Here is a 17,598-nt window from a genome sequence, read left to right on the forward strand (position 1 = left end):
AAGATGAAAAAACTTGCGTTATTCGTTTGCTTGCTTGTTGTCACAGTGGCAGCTCAGGCACAGTTTGAAAAAGGGAAATGGATTATAAACCCATCTGTTACAGGGCTTAATCTTTCATACAATACCGAGTCTGAGAAAGCCAGTTTCGGTTTGCAAGCCAAGGGAGGTGCCTTTCTGGTGGATAATGTCGCCCTGTTGGTCAGTGCCGGAGCCCAATGGAAAGGTGGAGGTACGGATACTTATATGCTTGGTGTGGGCGGACGTTACTATATCAATAAAGTAGGTGTTTATTTAGGAGCGGATTTCAATTTGCAACGTGAAGATTGGGACGGCGGTGACAAAACTCGTTTCGGTTTTGGATTAGAGGCCGGTTATGCTTTTTTCTTGTCACGTACGGTAACGATTGAACCGGCTGCTTATTGGAATATTAATAAGGACCGCTCCGAATTCGGGCTGAAAGTGGGATTTGGCTTTTATTTTTAAATAGGGCGATCCAATCTTTGAATGTTGAAGTAATCCTGAAAGTTAAACGACAAACTTTCAGGATTACTTCATTTTGAGATGTTTTCAAATTTTTATCTAACCTTTTGAGAGTGCCGGCAGCTTTCCGGCTTCAGACATGGATTTTCCTACCCGTTCCATGAAATAGGGGGTACGTAATGCATATCTTCTTATGGTTCTTCTTCCCATCCTGGATTTTGTACCAGATTCTCATTCAATATCAATTCATTGGTCGGAAGCGGTTGCAGATAATAATAGTCAGGAAACCCCGGAGGTGTACCGTCTAAAGCAATGTAACCTTCACTTGCTCCGTTTTGTATTGGCATTTTAGGATAATCGGATTTCTTGATCCACATTCCTAATTTTTGTTCTTTTAAATAGTCACCACATTTTTTCCAACGCCTCAAGTCATCAAACCGGAAGCCTTCGGCCATCAGTTCAATAGCTCTCTCGCGGCGGATTTCCCAAAGAGTTGCGGGAATTTCTGGATCACGGGTCGGATCTTCGGGCTCGTTGCCGATTATGAGGGCGGGGATGCCGCCACGTTCACGTAACTTATTGATTGTATTGTCACAGACGGTCTGATTGAATCGACCTAGTTCGTACGTCGCTTCCGCATAATTTAACATGATTTCTCCGATACGGAAGATGGGAGCATCGCTGATGTCACGGTTATTTTTGCCTACAACGAGACGGTTATAGAATTTCCAGCAACGATAACCGGTTCCGCTATGATTCCAGTTTTGTGTCTTGTTTAGGAATAGGTTGGGTTGTTTGATGGTTTTAGTTCCTGTCCATTGGTCGGATGGAAGTGTCTTGTGAGTATCATCAGATAACGTTTGCATCAATGTGATGTACTCTTCATCAGCAGGGTTTCCTGTCGGTAGATATCCATTGGGATTATTGGGGTCTTTTTTAACCTGATAAGGAGGGGTAACTGTGTAATAGAATCGTTTGTCCCGGTTTCTGAATTCTGTATAGATATTATGGTCACCTTCAAACAAAGGACTGGTCCACCGGGTTTTCCCGTCAGTCATCAGATACATATCCACGGCTTTTTTGGTCAAGTCTTCACCCGCATTGTCATTACGGGTCTCTTGTGTCATTCGGTGCATAAAGATGTCCTCTACATATTTTTTATAAAGAATAATCCCGTCGATACCGCTTAAAGACTCGCTGTTGAAAACTTCATCGTAGTTGGGGTGTAACTTATATTTGGGCAATAGTTCTTCCGAAGCTGTAACGGAGACCTCCAAATATTTTTCGGCGTCACTTAGACCATGATATTTGCGCCAAGTACCCTCCATTAATCCGAAACGGGATATGAAAGCATTGACAGCATCCTTGGTAAGAGTGCATTCGCCGTCGTTGTAGTTGCCGATATTGTCGCGCGCATACAAAAGCTCTTCCAATATGTTTTTGGCAACTTGATCTCTGGGCATACGTTCGTTATATAGTTCGGGACTATTGTCGGTAAGTAGTGTATTTACGTAAATGATATCACCATACCGATTCAGTAGAGAAGCATGATTATAGGCTCTGAAAAAATATCCTACACTTTTCCAATGCTTTTTTTCCTGTTCACTGATTGATGAGGCATCAATTCCGGCCAACATGGAGTTAATGGAACGTATATTCTTATAAGGAGCACTGTAGTCGTATGAACTGGTTGGTATATCATAGCGTTGCCATATCCAGTTGGATTCTCCATTTTCGCTCCCTTGGTCCATCAAGTCACTTTCAAAGTCAGCCCACATAATCATATCTCGCATTCCTCTCCTGAGTTGTACGGTGGTTCTGGTTGCGTCCAATTTGTCATGATTGCTGTTTCCGCTTCCTGAATTTATTTGGTCATAGGCCGGAAATGCATCATACAATTGCCAAGCATAAGTTTTTAAACTTTCGTAACTGTTATATACTACGTTTTCTGTCAACTTGTCTTTAGGATTGCGATCCAGTAGATCATCGCATCCTTGCAGAGACAGCAAAGCGGCTGCTCCAATACATAGATTTAAATATTTTGATTTCATGTCTTCTGTTTTTACGTTAAAAAGTTACATCAAGTCCAAAGCTGAATTTTCTCAAAGCAGGATAACCGGCACCGGAACTCTCATCGTGTAAGTCGGATTGGATGCCCTTTGGCAAATGGTCAAATATATATAAATTCTCGCCTGATACATAAAATCTCATTTTAGAGATTCCCCATTTCTTGATGATTGAAGATGGCAGGTTGTATCCTAACGTGATATTTTTGATATTGAGGTAGGCGCCATTATACATGTTACGTGTATTGTTTTCACTGAACAGACCGTAGTTACGGCTCATTACACGGGGGTAATAGGCATTGGGGTTGTTTTCAGCCCACACATCGGTCTGGTCTTCGAAAATGCCGTATGTGAATGAAGAATAATAGGGACGGCTTAGATAACTGTTGATTATCCGGTCTTTTTTACCTACTCCTTGCAAGAAGAAAGAAAGGTCAAATCCCTCATAGGCTACCGAACCGTTGACACCATATTGGAAGCGGGCGCGGCTGTTGCCAATACGTACCTTGTCACCGTGGTCGTCAAGTGTATTGTTGCCCCAGTTTACTTCACCACTGTTGTCTAAGTCCGCAAAGCGGATGTCACCGGGTATATGACTTTTATTTTTGTAAGGAGCTATCCCCTCTTTTAAAGTAAAGGTATCGTTATAATTGCCGGCTACTCCCTCTTCAAAGTCGTCTATATCATAGAATCCTATGACTTTGTAACCCCAGATTTCACCCAATTCTTTTCCTTTGTAGAGGCTGCCGATATTTCCGGATTCTATTTTGACATCCGTGATATGGGCACGGCTGTCAAATAAGTTACCTCCAATGGAGTATTTCACTTTACCTATTTGATCTTTCCAATTCAAATTGATTTCCCAACCTTTGGTTTCCAAATCTGTAACGTTTTGCTTGGGTGCTTTGGTACCCAGTACAGTCGGTAACTCAAGGGCTGCATCCAGCATTCCTAATGTCTGTCTTCTATACCATTCGAATGTACCGGTCAGTCGGTTGTTAAACAATCCAAAGTCTATACCTAAATTGAGAGTTCTCACTTTTTCCCATGTAAAACCACTGCTGATAATGTTTGGGGTACCTATAGTCAGGTAGGGAAGGTTGGTTTCAGGATTAATCCATTCTGCATTATAGGTATTCATTACAGATAGGTAAGGATAATAATCAGAGCCGGTATTTTGGTTGCCGATCTCTCCGTACGATGCAAATAGTTTTAAACTGTTGAGTGTAGGTGCCAGGCTTTCCATGAATTTTTCCCTACTTACATGCCAGCCTACAGAACCGGAAGGTACAAAAATAAAGCGATCTCCGGGGGCGAAGCGGGAAGAACCGTCATAACGAGCCGAAAATTCTAATAAATATTTTTCCTGGAAATTATAGTTCAAACGACCGAACATGCCTGCAACCGCCCATTCATAATAATTATCATCCACAGTCATGTCGCCAGTTGCCGTGCCAAAAGAAGGAGTCTCCCCGCTTATCAAATCCTGTCTTTTTCCCATGAAGTATGTATAGTCGGCATCTTCATAGTTAACGCCTGCCAAGGCACTTAAATTGTGTCCTTTTATGCTGTAATCATATCTGGCCGTGGCACTGAAAGACTGATACATTCTGTTTGTATTTGCTCTGCTGTAGCTGGATACCGTATTGAATTCTTCAATTTGTCCATTACTTCCATCCATGTAACGATTTATGATGGCAGTGTTATTGGTATATTTGTTGGACTTATTGAAGGTATACTCTGCGTTGATTGCTAATCCTTTGATTGGCTTCCATTCCAGTCTTCCAAAGATACGTAAATCATCTCCGTTATTCCTGTTGGGTTCTTCGGCTTTAAGAATGTGTTCCGGAGTCCAATAGGGAATCAAATCTCCTGTACTGGGGTCTTTGTCGTAACCATCTTGTGCATAAGGTGGATATAATACTCCGTTTGAAAATACTTTCCACATTCCTCCAGGGCTTTTTCGGCTGTCATTTTTATAAAATAAGTTTATACTGGCAGTGAGATTAGAGGTTATATTCATATTCAGATTGGTATTCAGATTGTATCTTTTGTATGAATCTTTATCTGTAATGAGAATGCCGTCCTGGTTGGTATAACCTAATGATACACGGTAGGCAGCCTTTTCAGTACCACCGGAGACAGAGACATTGTGAATTTGTTCAAAACCGTTTTGAAACGCCATATCCCAGTAATCATAGCTGTCCTTTAGCGGATATTTGTTCCCGTTCTCGTCTATATAAATTCCATTTTCAGGAAAGTGGCTTGGATTTTGTTGATATTCTTCCAATAAACTTACCCATTTGTCTATATCAATTATGACCCCGTTGCTTGGCACTTCCCATTTCTGGAAAGTTTTGGCAGTTTCGTATGTATTCAGTTTTTGGGGTAGGTCTGTGGCTTGGGTGAAAGCAAAATTTGCATTGTATGATACCTTTACTTTGTCATTCCTTTTCCCTTGTTTGGTGGTGATAAGAATAACTCCGAAAGCTCCCCTTGCACCATAAATAGCAGATGCTGAAGCGTCTTTTAATACGGAAACACTTTCAATGTCTTTAGGATTGATATCATCAATGGATTCTACTTCTGCATTATCTACAAGTACCAATGGTCCACCGCCATTGATTGACGTATAGCCGCGAATGTTCAAATCGGAGCTTTGTCCGGGGCGTCCTGTATTAGTAATAATCTGTAATCCGGGAGCTGTGCCTTGCAAAGCCTGAGCCGTACTTGCAATGGGGCGATCCCCTAAGGCGTCATCCATCTTTACCGATGCAACAGATCCGGTAAGATTAGCCTTTTTCTGTGTACCGTAACCTACCACCACTACTTCATTCAGCATCTGGGAGTCTTCACTCATCTTGATATTCAGGAGCGCATTTCCCTTTACGGTTATTTCTTTGGGCATATAGCCAATATAAGTAATTAACAGAACATCCCCGTCTTTTGCGTCAATGCTGAATTTTCCGTCAATATCTGTGATTGTGCCGGTCGTTTTTCCTTTTACAATGATATTGGCACCAATGATAGGTTCCCCTGCATTGTCCAATACTTGGCCGGTTATTTTATTTTGTTGGGGATTGGGAACAGCATTCTCAACGGGCGCAATGTGTTTCCTTTCGTTGGCAACTTTAGCTTCGCTTCCGTACATTGTAGTCCCATACGTCAACAAACCGCATAGTAGCAATGTTTTAGGCAACTGATCTCTACTTTTTGATAGTGCTAGATTTAATTTCATACTCTTTAGCTTTAATTAGATTTGCAATTAACAATAAGGAAAGAATCTATGATACAGCATGCTATCTGATTATTCTTCGTTTGCAAATATCAGTTAAAGATTAATAGCCTTCTTTGTTTTGCGTTTCTAATTGTGTTTTTTCCGTGTCGTGAGGACGAAAAGAACAAAAAAAGTAAAAATACAGTGTCAATGCTTTTTTTTGTATTCTGTCGGTGTCATATCAAATTTTAGTTTGAAGATTTTTGTGAAGTGAGAACTGTTGACAAAACCTACTTCATTCATTATCTCTTGTATGTTCATATTGGAATTAACAAGTAGGTGCGCGGCTTTTTCCAAGCGGATGTTACGGACATAATCGGAGAGGCTTTGTCCGTCAATTCCTTTTATATCCCTGTAGAGCTTAGTACGGCTCATTCCTAATGCACTAGCTAACATATCAGGAGAAAGATTAGAATCGTGGATATTTTCGGCTATTACTCTTTTTAGTTTTTCGGTCATTTCTTTTTGTTCTTCAAGGTTCAGCATTGATTTTTGGAGCGCTTTGTCTTGATTCGGGTATTCTTCTTTGGTTTCACTTTCCTCTGTTTTTTCTTCGTCTCCTCTAACTGCTGGAGGGATACTGTTTTTAAACCATTTTTCTCTTTGCGTAAGTAATCTATGAAGATTGACCTCCAACAGTTTCATGGAGAATGGTTTGGGAATATACAAGTCCGCACCGGACTCATAGCCTTCTATTTGATTTTCCACATTCCCCTTGGCTGTCAGCATGACTAAAGGAATATAGGCGACAGAAAGATTGTTTTTGATGCGTTTGCACATTTCTATCCCGTCCATTTCAGGCATCATGACATCGCTGATGATGATGTCCGGAAAGACGGACATGCACAGTTCCAATCCTGTACGTCCGTTGTCGGCTATATGTATATTGTAGGAGGCAGACAAATGTTCTTTCAGTGCTGCCTGCAGTTCTTTGTTGTCTTCCACTATCAGCAGGGTGGGAAGCCCGGGATTCGGGGAAAGACTTTCCTCCGTTTTTTCTGCGGATGTATCCGGTTGGAATTCAATGTATTGTGTTTTGATAAAACTTTCCATATCAAAATCATGGCTATTGTCGGAAGATGGTTCCGGCAAATTGTCATAGATAGGCAATGCTACTATAAATTCACTGCCTGCCATGCGTTCACTGCTGACAATGATCATTCCCTGATGTTGTAGTACGGTACTTTTTACGATGGCAAGCCCTATGCCTGAACCCAGATGTTCCTGTGTTTTTCCCTTTACCTGGAAGAAGCGTTCATAAATCAAGCGGATAGATTCAGAAGAAATGCCAATTCCGGTATCTTTTACCGTCAGAATGCAAAGAGGGGCTTCTGATGAAACTTTTCCTTCCACATGAATGGTGTCATAACAGGGTTTGATATCATTCAAGGTCCCTCTCCTCAGGGAAATGTCAATTTTTCCTCCTTCGTCTGTATATTTGATGGCGTTGGTGAAGAGGTTTACAATCATTTTCCCGATTTTGCTTTTGTCCGCATCCATTTTTATATTGCTGTCGGTTGCGGAATAGGAAATGCTGATGTGCTTGTTTTCTGCCCACAGGCTTGTTTCATTGAATACTTGCCGGGCTATTTGCGAAAAGTCAAGATGTTCAAGGTTCAAGGAGGAGATGCCCAAGTCCTGTTTCCGGATATCCACTAATTCCGTGATGAGTGCCAGCATCTTTCCGGCATTGTACAGAATCGTGTTGTGCTCTTTTTCGGGTTGCGTCTTGTCGGCCAGTTTTTCTGCTGCGAGCAATATCAAGGTCAGAGGAGTCTTTAATTCATGTGAGGCATTCATGAAAAACTGCATTTTGGCTTGATATTTCTCCTCATCTTGTGCGATTAGTATTTTCTGTATCTCATTTTCTTTCTTTAGGTTCTGTTCTTTGGCATACTGTTTGAAAATAGATGCGGCTCCTCCGATTATTACGATAATATAGAGGATTTTTGCCCATCCGGACAGCCACCAGGGCGGTAAAATGTCGATATCCAGTCTTCGGCCGGGTTCGTGCCAGGTATATCCTTTATTTGTAGATAGCTGCACTTCCAATTGGTACGAGCGATAAGGAAGATTTGAGAAATAGATTTCATTATTGGTATAGTGTAAGGTCTGCCAATCTTTCTGGAACCCTTTCAGACGGTAGCGGTACATGATCTGACCGGATAAATCATAGCCTAAGGCTGCAAAAGAAATGGAGAAATTGTTCTGCAGGTGGTTTAATGTCAGTTTGGAGGTGTTGTTGAGAACCTGCTTCAGAACGACAGTTCCGTTGTAGGCATTTTGAGGTACAATAGATTGATTGTTGACTGATAGGTCTGTAAATATCAGTCCGTTGTATTTTGCGTCGGGCGTCAATTCTTTCGGGTTGAAATAACTTAATCCGTATAATCCTCCCATATAGAGCATGCCGTCATTGCCTTTATAGGAAACATTGATTTTGAAAGCATTGTTCTGAAGGCCGTTGGCGAATCCGTATGTGTTGATTTTGTTCTTTTCTGTATCAAGCTTCACTATCCCATTGCCTCCTATCCAAACATTTCCGGAATCATCCATCAGGACGATTTCACAGTCATTGCTTGGAAGGCCATTGGCTGTAGTGTAGCAAGTGGCGGTATAGTCATTTGCACTTGCGGAATGCAGCACGATTTTGTTTAAGCCTCCTCCGATGGTTCCTACCCAGCATACAGAGTCGTTCAGGCAATCGATGCTTGCCAGATAGTCGGAAGACATGGAGGCCGGCAAGGTTTCATCAGTCCGGTAGGAAGACACCGTCTTGACTTTTCCGTCATGGGTTAATTCTATACGGTTTAGTCCATTGGTGGTACATAAAAAAATATATTTCCCTTTTATAAGCAGTTGTGCGATTTTTCTGGAAAGGAGGGCAGGGTCTGTTTGGGTGCCCAGTTCCATTTCTACAAATGGAGCATCCAGCGGGTCTTTGACGCAGAACAATCCGTTGCCCCATGTACAAATCCATAAACGTCCCGATTCGTCTTCTTCCAGGTCGGATATGCTTGTATTTATTTTTTGTGCTTCCCGGCTGTTTTCCGGGGTCAGTTGCGATATTTTTTGTGTCTGTGTATTATAAATCAAGACACTCTGGCTGGTACCTATATACAAGTGCTTCTGGTCCCGGCTCATTTGTACGGTTTGGTAGTAAACGGGACGGTTGCTGCTTTTAGGCAGGGGAATCAGTGAAAATTGTTCCGTTTTGGGGTCATAACTCAGTAAGCTTGCGTATCCCACAATCATCCATAGGGTGCCGTCCTTCTGCCCGGTAACGGATACTATTTCATTTTGAAAGAATCCCATTTCCAGAAAGTCCTGCTTTGAGAAATTCTTAAAGAAGGATTTTGACAAGTTCCGGTAGAAAACTCCCCAGCTGTTGGTTGTCACCCATAAGTTTTCATATTTGTCTATCAGCATGTCTTTGATTTTTATGGTTGAGAGGCTGCTGTTTCTGCTGTTTTTTAGATAGTCATAAATGGCAGGGGATGCTGAAAATGGCTGTTGTACTTCAAAAACTCCTTCGGAATATGCGCACCAGAGCGTTTCTTCGCCGGTGACGATAAATTCTCCTTTGGTGAACGAAGGTATCTTGGCGTTAGCCCGATGAAAGTTTATATGGGCCGTTATTGCAGGGTTCAGTTTGTTGCCGGTGGCGGAAATCCTGTAACATCCCTCGGCTGTACGCACATACAGGCAGTTGTTGGTAAAATAGATGTTTTGTATGGCTTCGTCCGTCTGTAGCAGTTCGCTGGCAAGATAGGTGCTCTGCATGTTGATTTTATCGTTTTGAATGCATAGCTGTATAATGTGTTTGTTATTTGACCCCCAGATGGTTTCACCTTGAAATAGCAGATTGTTGACGCCTTTGCAGAAGATGCGTTCTGCCTCGCTCTCCCAACGTAGTATTTGCAGGCTGTCGTCATTGATTTTCAAGGCAGCCAGTCCTTGGTTTGACTGGATCCATAAATATCTTTCAGATGGGTCGGCAAATACTTTTGTGATGGAAGTGTCGAAGGACATCTTGTTGTAAGTTTCTTCTTTTATGTAGTAAGGTATATAGCGGTGGGTACTGAGGTCAAAGCAAGTCAATCCGCTCTCGGTTCCTATCCATAGCTTGTTACTGGTACATGCCATGGATTCGATGCGGTTGTGTGACTGGTAGATTTTGTGTCCGGCGGGGTAGAAGTCGAAGGTTTGCAGTCCATAGCCGTCAAAACTTTGCAGTCCGGCATAAGTACCTATCCAGATGAGGCCTGTACTGTCTTGTGCAATGCAGTTGGCATCGGTGTGGGCCAGTCCGTCGCCGATGGTCAGCTGTTTGAATTTCTCATTGGTGGACATAAGCCGTAACGGGAAAAGCGCCAGGCATAGCAGGAGGGATATGCGGATTTTCATGCTGTATTTGTTTTTTAAGATTGCTTGGTTTTTATGTAGTGTTTCTGGTTGCCCTTGCCACGGCTTTCGATCACTCCTTTTTCCACGAAATATTTCAAGTCCTGCGCCGCTTTCCATTTCAGCCTTCCTGTCAGAGCCGTATATTTTACAATGTTGATAAAGCCGTTTTCATCAAGATAGGCTATCAGTCTTTTTTCCAGTTCTTCCATACTTAGATTGCTGGATTGCCTGAAGCCTATCGTTGGGCTGCGTGAGAGCTTGCCATCCAAAGCTTTTTTGAAGGTGGCCGAAGGACGGAAGTTTACATTGTTGAATTTGACGGACTGGGCGTGTATGTCTGTATTTTTTTCAACCAGGCGGGAACTTGTCACTTTCCCTGTGAAATAACCGAATTCACCCAATTCTACCCTGAATCCTCGGTTTATCAAGTGTGTCACGGTGTCAAACAGACTGATTAGCACTCCTTCTATGTCTCCCTTGCGGAATCCGGAAAATTTAGCTGTCAAATCCAGTAATTCTTTTGCGTCGATAGTGCCTGCAGTGATGATTTGCGGGTAAAGCACTTCTTTTTCTCCCTCTTTGGTGGTAAGTGCCGGTTTCTTTTTAAGATCATAATAAGCCATGATGTAGATATTAAGTATTAGATATCGTTGGAATAATAGTTATTTATGCTATGATTGGGTTAGCCGCTTGCAAACGGCTAATCAGCTGCCTGCAAGCAGCTGATTGGCTGTATATAGACGGCATATCAGCCGTTTATAGGCGGCTGATAACTTTCTTGTGGTAAAGATACTTATTTATCCGTGCCCGGTTGCTAGTTTTAGCGCTTTTTTAGGGTTGGAAATGTTAAATGTACGCGTGGAATAGTATTTGGGACGGAAAACAAAAGATTGCGTATGGATAACAAAGCGGGATAGGGGAGAATGGCATAGATTTGCGCATACTGTAAACTAAGAAATCAAGATATTATGAAGGCATCTTATTTATTGGGCGTAGGGCTGTTGTCACAGTTTGGAAACGTGGCGGCTGTAAAAAAAGAACTTCCGAACATTGTCTTTGTGCTGGTGGATGACATGGGCATCGGAGATGTTGGTTGTTATTACAGTCAGCCGAAAATCAAAACACCGCATCTGGATGAACTGGCATCTGAAAGCCTGCAATTTATGCAGCATTACAGTGGCTCTACCGTAAGTGCCCCGTCGCGTTGCTCTTTGTTGACGGGAAAGCACACCGGTTGTGGCTATGTGCGCGGCAATAAGGCTGTGAGAAATGAAGAAGGTGTTTTTGACCTGCATTTGCCGGCGGACGAAGTGACCGTAGCAGAATTGCTGAAGCAGAAAGGTTATGCTACCATGTGTGTCGGAAAATGGGGGCTGGGAGGCCCTCAGACGACAGGGAGTCCTGTAAAAAAAGGGTTTGATTACTTCTTCGGCTATCTTTCACAAGGCGAGGCTCACCGTTATTACCCTCAGTATTTGTACGAGAATGAAACCCGGATCCAATTGGGGGGACGGGTATATAGCCATTGGATGATTCTGGAAAAAGGGTTGGACTTTATCCGTATGCAAAAGAAGGGGCAACCTTACTTTGCGTATTTTGCCATAACGCCTCCTCATGCCGATTTGGATTATCCGGATCTAAGCGGATATCAGGGTAAGTTTCCGGAAACACCTTATATAAATAGAAACGGGAAAGGCGGCTTCAAAACACAGATGGCTCCCAAGGCGGCTTATGCTTCGATGGTGACCGAGATAGACCGGAGTGTGGGAGAAATTATTTCATTGCTGAAGGAACGGGGGGAATGGAAAAACACTATCTTTGTCTTTTCCTCGGACAATGGCGTACACGCTGTAGGAGGGCACGATCCTGAGTTCTTTGACAGCAACGGGCCGTTCCGCGGATATAAACGTGATTTATATGAAGGAGGCGTACGCACGCCGTTCATCGTTTCATGGCCTGACCGGATAAAGGCTCATCGTAAAACTTCGCACATTTCGGCTTTTTGGGATTTTTTGCCTACAATATGTGATGTGATAGATGTGGAAGTTCCTGAAGGTGTGAACGGCATTTCCTATTTGCCCGTTTTGTCGGATAGGGAGGGGGAACAGGCACGGCACGAATATATTTATTATGAATTTTATGAGATGGGCGGCAAGCAGTCTATTCTGAAAGATGGCTGGAAATTGGTACGCCTGAATGTCTCCGACCCGGAGAAGCTGGTGGAGGAATTGTATTATTTGCCACGGGACATCGGCGAGGAGCATAATCGGATAGACAGCAACCGGGCGAAAGCGGATGAACTCAGGGAGTTGATGGATAGGGCGCATACACCGAGCGAGTATTTTAATTGGTAAACAACAGAATATAGAAAAATGATGAGAACGAAATTTTTATTGGGCTATGGCCTGGGAGGTTCATTGCTGATGGCGGGATGTACCGGTGCGGGCAAGGCTGCAGATGCGGTAAAGCCGCGGCAACCGAATGTTATTTTTATTGTGGCCGACGATTTGGGGTATGGTGACATGAGTTGCTATGGTGCGAAATCAATAGCTACCCCACATGTGGATAGTCTGGCGGCAAGTGGCTTGCGTTTTACGGATGCCCACTCGGTGGCTGCTACCAGCACTCCGTCGCGCTATTCTCTTTTTACGGGACAGTATAGTTGGCGGCGCAGTGATACGGGGATTGCTACGGGAGATGCCGGTATGGTCATTCGCCCCGAGCAGCAGACTGTTGCCGATGTGTTTAAGTCGGCGGGATATACCACCGGAGCCATTGGAAAGTGGCATCTCGGAATGGGTGACAAAGCCGGTACGCAGGACTGGAATGGGGTCGTCACTCCTGGCCCCCGGGATCTTGGATTCGATTATTCTTACCTGATGGCTGCTACCGGTGATCGTGTTCCTTGTGTGTGGATTGAGAATCAGCGGGTAGCCAATTATGATGCGGACGCTCCTATTTATGTCAGCTATAAGGAGCCTTTCGCCGGCGAGCCTCTCGGAAAAGATCATCCGGAACTGCTCACCAAACTGAAACCGTATCCCAATCACGGGCATAATCAGGCCATTGTGAATGGGATATCCCGCATCGGCTATATGAAAGGAGGAGGCAAGGCATTGTGGCAGGATGAAAATATTGCCGATACTATTGCCGCCAAAGCCGTACGGTTTATAGAAAACCATAAAGATACCACTTTCTTTCTTTATGTAGGCACGAATGATATTCATGTACCTCGTTACCCGCACGCTCGTTTTGCAGGGAAAAGTGGCATGGGATATCGTGGGGACGCGATCTTGCAGTTCGACTGGACTGTGGGGGAAATCATGAAGGCTTTGAAGAAGCAAGGAATTGTAGAGAATACGATGATTGTGCTGACCAGTGATAACGGGCCGGTGGTGAATGACGGTTATCAAGACCAGGCGATAGAACTGTTGGGTGACCATCGGCCTTGGGGGGAGTTGCGTGGCGGCAAATACAGCATTTTCGAGGCCGGAACACGCGTACCTTTCATTGTTAGTTGGCCGGCAAAAGTCATTCCGGGAGTTTCGGACGCTTTGGTTTCGCATATTGACCTGTTCGCTTCCATGGCAGAACTGGCCGGGGGGCAGGCGGTGGATACTGCGGCTGTGGATAGCCGCAACCAATTGCCGGCATTGCTGGGAGAAGATAAAGAAGGAAGGGATTATGTCGTGGAAGTGGCACAGACATTATCTGTATCGGATGGTGAATGGAAATATATTTCTCCTAGCAACCGTGCGTCCTATAGTGCACTTACCCGCACGGAAACAGGATGCTCGGAAGAGGAGCAGCTGTATAACCTGCGTGAAGACATCGGCGAAAAAAGAAATCTGGCGGCGGAGCATCCCGAAATCGTGGAAGCGATGAGGGAACTGTTGGAGCAGGAAAAAGCGAAAGGCTTCCCGGGAAAATAGACTCCCTTGCGTCCGATGCCCCTGTATGCTTGAGTGTGTTGCCCGGCAAATGTTAAATGTACGGAAGAAACATTTGCCGGAACGGATAGCAAACCATTGTGAACTGATAACACAGCTCGGTTTTTTATTCCTTCGTAGTTTTGTGTCCAGGAATAAAGAACCAAATAATGAGTAATATGAATGTAAACCTTTTATCTTTTCTTTCTTGCTCTTTATGGAGTGGAGCGGTGGCGCAGGCTGCACCTGCAGAAAAAGAACAGCACAAACCTGTCAACATCCTGTTTTGTATAGCAGATGATGCAGGGCATATGGGGGCTTATGGCACTTCGTGGGTAAATACTCCGGCTTTTGACCGGGTGGCTCGTGAGGGAGTGCTTTTTGAAAATGCTTATACATGTAATGCGAAGTCTGCCCCGTCACGGGCAGCCTTCATTACCGGACGCAACTCCTGGCAGTTGAAAGAAGCCTGTAACCACTGGCCTACTTTCCCTTCGGAATTCAAGTCCTACCCTGAGGCTTTGGCTGAAAATGGATATTATGTGGGTTGTACCGGTAAGGGCTGGGGGCCTGGGGTTGCCAATGATGCACAAGGGAAGAAGCGGGATATAACCGGAAAGCCGTGGAACGAAAAAAAACTGGTTCCTCCTACCGGCAATATATCGAATGTGGATTATGCGGCGAATTTTCAGGAGTTCATGAAGGCACGGCCCAAAGACCGCCCGTTCTGTTTCTGGTATGGCTCGTTGGAACCGCATCGGGGATATGAGTATGGCTCTTCTATTCGTGCAGGGAAGAAGGTCGGACAGATTGATTCCGTTCCGAGCTATTGGCCGGATAATGAGATAGTCCGTACGGACATGCTGGATTATGCGCTGGAAATCGAGCATTTTGATACGCATCTGGGGCGTATTTTGAAAACATTGGAGGAATCGGGGGAATTGGATAACACGATAGTGGTCGTCACTTCGGACCACGGTATGCCTTTCCCACGGTGCAAGGGGCAAGAGTACAACAATTCCAATCACATACCGATGGCGGTAATGTGGAGAAATGGTATCGTGAAACCCGGGCGGAAGGCAGGTGAATATATCAGTTCGATTGATGTTGCGCCCACTTTGCTTGAGATAGCCGGATTGAGCCGGCAGAAATCCGGAATGCAGGCCATTACGGGAAGAAGTTTTATGGACATCCTGAAAAATAAAAAGACGGATATGGACCGTGACTTCGTGATGCTTGGAAAAGAGCGCCACGATGTAGGGCGTCCGGACGACCGGGGTTATCCCATACGCGGACTGATTCGGGGGGATTTTCTCTACTTGAAAAACTTTGAAACCGAACGTTGGCCGGCCGGGAATCCCGAGACCGGGTATATGAATGTGGATGGAGGGCCTACGAAAACAGAAATCCTGAAGGCGCGACGTAATTCGAAAACGGCTCATTATTGGCAACTCTCATTCGGAAAACGTGCCGCGGAAGAGCTTTATAATATAAAGAAAGACCCGAACTGTATGGTTGACTTGTCCGGGAATCCGGAGTATGAAGCTTTGATGCGGAAGATGGAAAAAGAAATGACTGCAAGACTGGTAGAGCAGGAGGATCCGCGCATGTTCGGCCGGGGAGAGGTATTTGACCGTTATCCGGACATGAGTGTTGCATATCAGTTCTGGAATCGTACGAAAGCGGGAGAAAAAGTCCCTTCCGGCTGGATTGGGGATACTGATTTTGAGCCCGGTGCAAGTGGACTGAATGTAAATTGGGAAGGTACTTATGAGGCGGAGTTTCGTGTACAGGAGTTTGAACAGTACCAACATCCGGATGTCATGGCGAAAGTAAACAAAACGAATGGGTATAGCTTGTTGGATAACGCGACTGGGATAGTTGCCCGTAAAGGTAAGGAACTGATGGTCAGAGTCGGTAAGATTGGAACCGATACGCTTCGCATTAAAATCCAGAATTTGGATTGTCCGGACGGGGACGGTTACAAAACAGGTTCGTCTCATTACACGCTAAGGGAAGGGCTGAACCGGATAATTCCGGAAAATGACGGATTGGTGTATGTGTTGTATCACACATTTGGAAAGGTGACCGGAAAAAAGGTGAAGATACATTTCCTTACCGGTGAAGTCAATGGGTATTTTGATATAAGGAAGCATAAAGCTTCGCAGTGGCAGACCATGTTGAAGAACGCCACTTATAAATTCTTTGATGTTTTGGGCGAGAACATTCACCTTACTTTTCCGGTAGAGAGTTTCAGGCAATATACACCGGATGGCAAAGCGCTGATTGATGTTTTTGACCGCATTGTGGAATTGGAGCATGAGTTCATGGGGCTGGATAAATATAAGGACAGGCAATTCAAGAACCGCCAGTATTGTCATGTGGTGTATAAAGGATACATGTATGCCCCTAATTACCGTACTGCATACGGGATTACGACGATGGAGAAGGTTTGCGACATCAACAAACTGACCGGGGTGGCACTTTGGGGACCGGCACACGAAATCGGCCATATCAATCAGATACGGCCGGGTGCCAAATGGCATGGCATGACAGAAGTCACGAATAATATTTATTGCCTGTATGTGCAAGATGCTTTTGGTATTGTAACGCGTGTACAAAAGGAGGTGGAACGTCCGACGGGTACATTTGATGACTGTTGGTATGAGCGGTCCATGACGGAATATTTTACGTTGGGATTGGCTCATAATGAAAACCGGATAAATCATTGCAGGCTTGTGCCTTTCTGGCAGTTGTATCTTTATTGTTCAAAGGTTTTGGGCAACGGGGATTTCTATAAAGACTTATATGAAGCGATCAGAACCTCGCCCGATCCGGCCACCTTCGGAGATTGCCAATTGGAGTTTGTGAAGAAAGCTTGTGCGGCTGCCAATCTGGATTTGACTCCGTTTTTTGAGAAATATGGTTTTCTGAAGCCTATAAAAATGGAAATAAACGATTATGGGAAGAAGATGTTCGAAGTTACCGGGGAAGGTATAAAGCAGGTTCGCAAAGATATAAAAGCAAGGAAATATCCGAAGCTGAAGGTTCCTTTTTGGTATATTACGGACAATACGGTAGAATTGTTCAGAAACCCTCAACCGATAGAAAAAGGTATGGCAATATGTAAAGGAAATACTTTCACCATGAAAAACTGGAAAAATGTGGTGGCTTATGAGGTCTTCCGGAACGGTAAATTGGTCTTTGTAGCACCGTTGCAGCATTTCACGGTGGAGAATGTTGTGGTAGATGCAAAGACTAAAGTGTATGCGATTGCTTCTGATGGGAGTCGTGAGAAAGTTGAATTCCAATGGACTGAAGACTTGCAGCAACTGGAAAACATGAAGAGGAGGGACTCTAAATTCAAGAATATGTATCATCGTTGATGATTTAGGACTCTAAGTAGAGGGAAAACGAAAGCAGGAGGAAAATCATCCGG

Annotated in this window: 8 protein-coding genes; 4 read left to right on the forward strand and 4 right to left on the reverse strand. The window is 44.2% G+C overall.

Translation table 11 applies throughout. The features are described 5' to 3' along the window. Window positions 1–3 precede the first annotated feature (3 nt). Window positions 4–483 carry an outer membrane beta-barrel protein gene (locus tag HMPREF9446_RS00615; RefSeq protein ID WP_039968177.1) on the forward strand — a complete coding sequence of 160 codons (480 nt, stop codon included), beginning with the start codon at window positions 4–6 and terminating at the stop codon, window positions 481–483. 188 nt (window positions 484–671) lie between these two features. On the opposite strand, the gene HMPREF9446_RS00620 is transcribed toward HMPREF9446_RS00615, so the two are convergent. From HMPREF9446_RS00620 to HMPREF9446_RS00635, 4 genes are all read right to left on the reverse strand, one after another. Next, a complete protein-coding gene (locus HMPREF9446_RS00620) occupies window positions 672–2,531 on the reverse strand; it encodes a RagB/SusD family nutrient uptake outer membrane protein (protein WP_009123501.1) in 1,860 nt (619 codons plus the stop codon). A 16-nt stretch (window positions 2,532–2,547) separates the two neighbouring features. Continuing rightward, entirely contained in the window at window positions 2,548–5,784 is a 3,237-nt protein-coding gene (locus HMPREF9446_RS00625) for a SusC/RagA family TonB-linked outer membrane protein (protein ID WP_009123502.1), read from the reverse strand. A 186-nt stretch (window positions 5,785–5,970) separates the two neighbouring features. After that, window positions 5,971–10,230 carry a hybrid sensor histidine kinase/response regulator transcription factor gene (locus HMPREF9446_RS00630; protein ID WP_009123503.1) on the reverse strand — a complete coding sequence of 1,420 codons (4,260 nt, stop codon included), beginning with the start codon at window positions 10,228–10,230 and terminating at the stop codon, window positions 5,971–5,973. 14 nt (window positions 10,231–10,244) lie between these two features. Beyond that, window positions 10,245–10,853, reverse strand: coding sequence for an HU family DNA-binding protein (locus HMPREF9446_RS00635; protein ID WP_009123504.1), 609 nt, complete (start codon window positions 10,851–10,853; stop codon window positions 10,245–10,247). A gap of 345 nt (window positions 10,854–11,198) precedes the next feature. On the opposite strand from HMPREF9446_RS00635, the gene HMPREF9446_RS00640 reads away from it, so the two are divergent. The 3 genes from HMPREF9446_RS00640 (at window position 11,199) to HMPREF9446_RS00650 (ending at window position 17,545) form a co-directional block, all read left to right on the forward strand. Further along, complete coding sequence (locus HMPREF9446_RS00640) at window positions 11,199–12,584, forward strand: arylsulfatase (protein ID WP_009123505.1); 1,386 nt, start codon at window positions 11,199–11,201, stop codon at window positions 12,582–12,584. A gap of 21 nt (window positions 12,585–12,605) precedes the next feature. Further along, complete coding sequence (locus HMPREF9446_RS00645; protein WP_039968166.1) at window positions 12,606–14,162, forward strand: sulfatase family protein; 1,557 nt, start codon at window positions 12,606–12,608, stop codon at window positions 14,160–14,162. A 176-nt stretch (window positions 14,163–14,338) separates the two neighbouring features. Then, complete coding sequence (locus tag HMPREF9446_RS00650; RefSeq protein ID WP_039968179.1) at window positions 14,339–17,545, forward strand: M60 family metallopeptidase; 3,207 nt, start codon at window positions 14,339–14,341, stop codon at window positions 17,543–17,545. The last annotated feature ends 53 nt before the right edge of the window (window positions 17,546–17,598 follow it).

Origin of the sequence: Bacteroides fluxus YIT 12057, assembly GCF_000195635.1 — a bacterium.
Taxonomy (GTDB): Bacteria; Bacteroidota; Bacteroidia; order Bacteroidales; family Bacteroidaceae; genus Bacteroides; species Bacteroides fluxus.